The sequence below is a fragment of the Salinicola sp. genome (genome assembly GCF_982684285.1).
Window position 1 is genome coordinate 1 of the sequence record NZ_CEXLVS010000254.1, and the last position, 5768, is coordinate 5768.

General features: G+C 63.5%; 5 protein-coding genes. 1 reads left to right on the plus strand and 4 read right to left on the minus strand.

Translation table 11 applies throughout. From position 1 onward, the window contains the following. Positions 1 to 103: 103 nt before the first annotated feature. On the minus strand, positions 104 to 634 hold the full coding sequence (gene ppa, locus AC3AYF_RS17420) for an inorganic diphosphatase (RefSeq protein WP_110598259.1): 531 nt from the start codon (positions 632 to 634) through the stop codon (positions 104 to 106). Between the two features lie 200 nt (positions 635 to 834). Here ppa and AC3AYF_RS17425 point away from each other — a divergent pair, with 200 nt between their 5' ends. Then, positions 835 to 2550, plus strand: coding sequence for a bifunctional protein-serine/threonine kinase/phosphatase (locus AC3AYF_RS17425; protein ID WP_487780086.1), 1716 nt, complete (start codon positions 835 to 837; stop codon positions 2548 to 2550). 185 nt (positions 2551 to 2735) lie between these two features. Here the strand turns inward: AC3AYF_RS17425 and AC3AYF_RS17430 are convergent, their stop codons facing one another. From AC3AYF_RS17430 to AC3AYF_RS17440, 3 genes are read right to left on the minus strand one after another with little or no spacing between them, the layout of a single operon-like run. Then, the gene (locus AC3AYF_RS17430; protein ID WP_487780087.1) at positions 2736 to 4019 is read right to left on the minus strand and encodes a TRAP transporter large permease; all 1284 of its coding nucleotides are present in this window, start codon (positions 4017 to 4019) and stop codon (positions 2736 to 2738) included. Beyond that, complete coding sequence (locus AC3AYF_RS17435) at positions 4016 to 4657, minus strand: TRAP transporter small permease (RefSeq protein ID WP_295037107.1); 642 nt, start codon at positions 4655 to 4657, stop codon at positions 4016 to 4018. Before AC3AYF_RS17435 ends, AC3AYF_RS17430 begins: the two co-directional genes overlap by 4 nt. A gap of 11 nt (positions 4658 to 4668) precedes the next feature. After that, on the minus strand, positions 4669 to 5763 hold the full coding sequence (locus tag AC3AYF_RS17440) for a DctP family TRAP transporter solute-binding subunit (RefSeq protein WP_487780088.1): 1095 nt from the start codon (positions 5761 to 5763) through the stop codon (positions 4669 to 4671). Between the last annotated feature and the right edge of the window lie 5 nt (positions 5764 to 5768).

The window sequence follows — 5768 nt, forward strand, 5'->3', positions numbered from 1 at the left end:
GGCGCCACAACGTCAAACGCCGCTCCGGCATCGATGCCGGAGCGGCGTTTTTTCGTCAGCCGAGCCTCGAACGGAACCCGAGGCTCGGCAGTGGGCGTGACGCTTACTCGTTCTCGTAGGCGCTCACCGCTTTCTCGATGGCCTTGCGGGCGGCGTCGGCGCCGTCCCAGGAGTCGATCTTGACCCACTTGCCTTTCTCGAGATCCTTGTAGTTCTCGAAGAAGTGGGCGATCTGTTGACGCAGCAGCTCGGGCAGGTCGGTGACCTCGTGCACGTCGTCGTAGAGCGCGCTCAGCTTCTCGTGGGGCACGCAGACCAGCTTGGCATCCTCGCCGGCTTCGTCCGACATGTTCAGCACACCCACCGGGCGGGCGCGGATCACGCTGCCTGGCTGGACCGGGTAGGGCGTGACCACCAGAGCGTCGAGGGGATCGCCGTCGTCGGCCAGCGTATTCGGGATGAAACCGTAGTTGGCCGGATAGAACATCGGCGTGGCCATGAAGCGGTCGACCACCAGTGCGTCCATCTCCTTGTCGATTTCATACTTGATCGGTGCGTGGTTGGCGGGAATCTCGATCGCCACGTAGACGTCGTTGGGGAGATCCTTTCCGGCGGGAATCTTGTCGAAACTCATCGTTGAGTCCTTGCGGTTTGCAGGTTGAACACCAGCGGGCGAAAATCCGGGGAATTATACGAACAGGCTAGGCCGATTACCAACCCGGGCCACGAACCGCCATCCGGAGACACCGACGTCCAGACGCCGATGTCACAGGTGGCGTCGGCCCCGGGACAGGGCCATCCGTCGCCGTTCGTCGACCAATCGGGAGAAAGCCGTTGTCGAAAAGCTCACTGTCGTTGACCTACGGTCAGGCCTTCGTCGCACCGGATCTGCATCGCCATCGTAGCTCGATGTCGGTTCAGGTTCCCCAGGGCGAACAGTTGGTCTCCAAGGGTGGCTGTGCGCTGATCAGCGACTCCACCTGGCGCAACTCGATCGCCAAGCAGGCCGGCGATCTCAGTGTGCGGGGATTCCTCGCCGACTACTACTCGACCCCTGAGCACTGGGACATCAAGACCTCCGCGACCCGCGTGCTGCGTGCCCTGAACAGCTGGTGCCACAGCCAGAGCGGCTATATCGAGGGTGGAAGCTACATCTGCTCGCTATCGGCGATGATCTTCCATCAGCACGAGGCGCACCTGTTCCACATGGGCGATACCCTGGTCTACCGCATCCGGGGGGCGGAGTTCGAGCAACTGACGCGGGACCACGTCACCGACCTGGGCGGGTATCGCTACCCTTCCCGGGCGCTGGGGATGGATGGCCACGTGGACATCGACTACTCGACCTTTTCGCTCAAGCAGGGCGATCTGTTCCTGTTCATGACCCAGGCGGTCCGCGGCACCCTGGTGCCGTCGGAGTACGTACAACTGATCCGGGCCGACGTCAGCGATCTGGACGCCGCCTGCGAGCGGCTTGCCGAGGCGGCCAACCAGCGGGCCATCGAACGCGGCTACAACGCCAACCAGTTCTGTTTCCAACTGGTTCGTGTCGACCGGCTCTCGGACGACGAACCGGACGAGCCGCCGCGGGTCTTTCACCACCTGCCGGTGCCGCCGGAGCTGTCCAAGGGCGAGCGGCTCGACGGCCTGGAAATCGTCGATATCCTGTCGCGAACCGCCAAGGCCCGACTCTACCGTGTGCGGGACGTGCGCAGCGGACGCGACATGGTGATGAAGGCGCCCAGCCCCGAACTCTCCACGCGCAACGTCTATCTCGAGCACTTCGGCCTGCAGCAGTGGGTCGTCGAGAGGGTCAACTCGCCGTTCGTGGTCAAGGTGATGGAGCCGGCTCGGCCACGACGTTATCTCTACTATCTGATGAGCTACGTCGATGGCGAAACCTTGACCGAGTGGCTGGGACGACATCCCCAGGCCAGTCTCGAGCAGCGTCTCGAAATCGCGCGCCAGCTGGTCAAGGCAGTACAGGCGCTGCACCGCCACGACGTGCTGCACCAGCACATTCATCCCGACAACATCCTGATCGACCGGCATGGCAACCTGCTGCTGACCGATTTCGGGGCCTGCCACAAGCGCGAGGGCGACGCCCAGGGCGAAGCACGTCAACTGGCGCGTCAGGTCGGGCTGACCGAGCACAGCGCGCCGGAGTATGCGCTGGACACCGAGGTCGGTCGGCGCAGCGACCAGTACTCATTGGCTTCCACCATCTACTGGATGCTCACCGGCCACCTGCCTTATACCCTCCTGCCCAATCATCTGCGCAGCCATACCGATCTGGAGCAGATGACCTACCGGCGCGCGCAGTTGAGCAACCCGGCGATCAGCGGTGATCTCGACGATGCGCTGCGCCGCTCCCTCGATCCGCTGCGGGCGCTGAGGTTCCGTCGTATCACGGAGCTCGCCTATCATCTTCGCCCCGCGCCGAAAGGCGACGAAGAGGGGCGGCGTCCGTGGCGGGAACCGGCCAACGTGTGGCAGGCCATCGCCACCGTGCTGCTGCTGCTGCTGATTCTGTCCTGGTGGTTGAAGTAACGCCGCTCGATTCGTCGGGCGGCGAGGTCGGAACGCCGGAAGAGGGTAGAAGAGGGTGGACGCCAGTAAAGAGGTGGACGCCAGTAAAGAGGGTGGACACCAGTAAAGAGGGTGGACACCAGTAAAGAAAGAGGGCGCCGCAATGGCGCCCTCGATGGTGGCATGCCGCGAGTTCGTCTCGTCCGCTACGGCATCCCCAGCCAGTTCGGCAGACCCAGCGAAAGGAAGGGTACGTAGGTCACCAGCAGCAGGAAGCCGAGCAGCAGGAACAGCCACGGCGTTGCCGCCCGGATCGTGCGTGTCAGCGGCATGCCGGTGACGGCGGATGCCACGAACAGGTTCAGGCCCACCGGTGGCGTCACCAGGCCGATCTCCATGTTGACCACCATGATGATGCCGAAGTGGATCGGGTCGATGCCCAACTGGGCGGCGACCGGGAACAGGATCGGGGCCAGGATCAGAATGATCGCCGACGGCTCCATGAACGACCCCGCCACCAGCAGCACGATATTCACCACCAGCAGGAAGGTGATCGGCGAGAAACCCTGCTCGACGACCCACGCCGTGATGGTCTGCGGGATCTGCTCCGTGGTCAGGACATGGGCGAACAGCATCGCGTTGGCGATGATGAACATCAGCACGACCGAGAGCTTGGCGGCGTCGAGCAGCACGCCGGGGCACTGCCTGATGGTGATGTCGCGATAGACGAACAGCGCGACGAAACCGGCATAGACCGCGGCCACGGCAGCGGCTTCGGTGGGCGTGAAGAACCCGCCGAAGATGCCGCCCAGCACGATCACGATGGTCAGCAACCCCCAGCTCGCCTTGCGGGCGGTGGCCAGGAACTCGCCGATCGATGGCCGCGGCAGGGCCGGCATCTTCTTGATCCGGGCGACGATGTAGATCGCGACCATCAGGATCAGGCCCAGCAACAGGCCGGGCACGATGCCCGCGACGAAGATCTTGCCGACGGAGCTTTCGGTGACCGTGGCGTAGACCACCATCACGATCGAGGGCGGGATCAGGATGCCCAGGGTGCCGGCGTTGCAGACGATGCCGGTGGCGAAATCCTTGGTGTAGCCGGACCGCGCCATGCCGGCAATGACCACCGAACCGACGGCGGCGACCGTGGCCGGAGACGAACCGGAAAGGGCCGCGAACATCACGCAGGCGAGCACCGAGGCGATCGCCAGGCCGCCGCGGATGTGACCGACGCAGGCGTTGGCGAAGTTGATCAGACGTTTCGCGACGCCGCCGCTGGTCATGAAGGCGCCGGCAAGGATGAAGAACGGGATCGCCAGCAGGGTGTAGTGTTCGGAGGTCTCGAACAGCTTGATCGCCAGCGAGCTCAGCGAATCCTGGCTGAACAGCATGATGGTCAGCGAGCTGGCGATGCCCAGCGAAAACGCGATCGGCACGTTGATGAAGAGCAGGCCGAAGAGCACCACGAACAGAAAGGCGATGGTCATGTCGGCTTCTCCTCGGTACCTGCCTCATCCTGGAGTTTCAGGGCGTCGGTGGATTCGTTGCTCAGCTCCATGGTGATCTGCTGGCCGCGCAGCATCCGGATCAGGACTTCGATCAGGCGTATCAGCACCAGGGTGAAACCGATCGGCACGATGATCGTGATGTGCCATTGCAGAACCCCGTACTGGTCCAGGTCCTCGGCACCGATGCCGGCACGCATCAGCGCCATGACCCAGCTGTAGCTGGAGACGGCGAACAGTGCGGTATAGGCGATGCAGATCAGGCAGGTGAGGATGCCCACGCCGCGTCGTGCACGCTCCGGCAGCAGCCTGACGAGCAGGTCGACGCCGATGTTGGCGCCGATGCGCACGATATAGGCGATACCCAGGAAGATCAGCCAGGCGAAGCACGCCTTGGTCAAGGCGATGCTCCAGGTCATCTCCTGGGCCAGATCGATGATGAAATCACCGATCGCGAAGAGCGGCGTTTCCGCGAACGGGAACAGGTCCGCTGCATCGTAGAAGACGGTATAGAGGTTGTTGACCATCACGTAGCTGAAGGTCACCAGGGTCATGAGGGCGAGGAGGAAGGCCACCAGGCCCTCCTCCAGATGCGCCCAGGCACGCAGGAAACGTGTCATGGTCGGCTCGGTTACTGGGTGGTTTCAGACTGGGTGGCGTCGGACTGATTGGCGCCCTGGGCAGCCTCGATCAGGTCCTCGCCGATGTCGTCCTGGAACTTCTCCCACACCGGGCGAACCGCCTCGCGCCAGTCTTCGCGCTCTTCCGGCGTCAACTGGATGATCTCGCTGGTGCCGGCGTCGATGATCGACTGCTTGGCTTGCTGGTTGAGATCGTAGGCCTGCTTGTTCACCTTCTGGGTGACGTCGGCGAGGATATCTTCCAACTGGCTGCGGATATCGTCCGGCAGTCCGTTCCAGAAGTCGGCGTTGGTGATCACCATGTAGTCGATGATGCCGTGGTTGGACTCAGTGATGTAAGGCTGCACTTCGTGCATCTTCTGGCTGTAGATGTTCGACCAGGTGTTCTCCTGACCGTTGACCACGCCAGTCTGCAGCGCCTGGTACACCTCGCCGAAACTCATCTTGCGGGGAACGGCGCGGAGCTCCTTGAACTGCTCGTCGAGCACGTCGGAAGCCTGCACGCGGAACTTGAGGCCGCGGGCATCCTTGGGTTCACGCAGCGGCTTGTTGGCGGAGAGCTGCTTCATGCCGTTGTGCCAGTAGGCCAGCCCCTGGATGTTGCGATCCTGCATCGAGTCGAGCAGGCCTTGCCCGGCGTCGGAGTGCTGGAAGCGGTCGACGGCATCGATGTCGTCGAACAGGAACGGAAGATCGTAGAGTTGCAGGCTGGGGCTGTACTGCTCGAACTTGGCGAGCGAGGGGGCCAGCATCTGCACGTCGCCGAGCAGCAGCGCTTCCACCATATCGTGGGTCACGAACACGGCGGTGATACCGAGCTCGTGACGCACATCCTGGAACCAGCGTTGGAGGCGGTCGCGGGTGACCGGATCCACCGCGCCGAAGGGTTCGTCGAGCAGCACGACCTCGGGCTCGGCCGCAAATGCCCGCGCCAGGCCGACGCGCTGCTGCTGTCCCCCGGAAAGTTGCCCCGGCCAGCGGTGGCGGAACGTTTCGGGCTCGAGTTCGACGAGTCGAAGCAGTGCATCCACGCGCTCGCGCACCCGTTCTTCGGGCCAATCGAGCAGGCGAGGAGTTATGGCCACGTTCT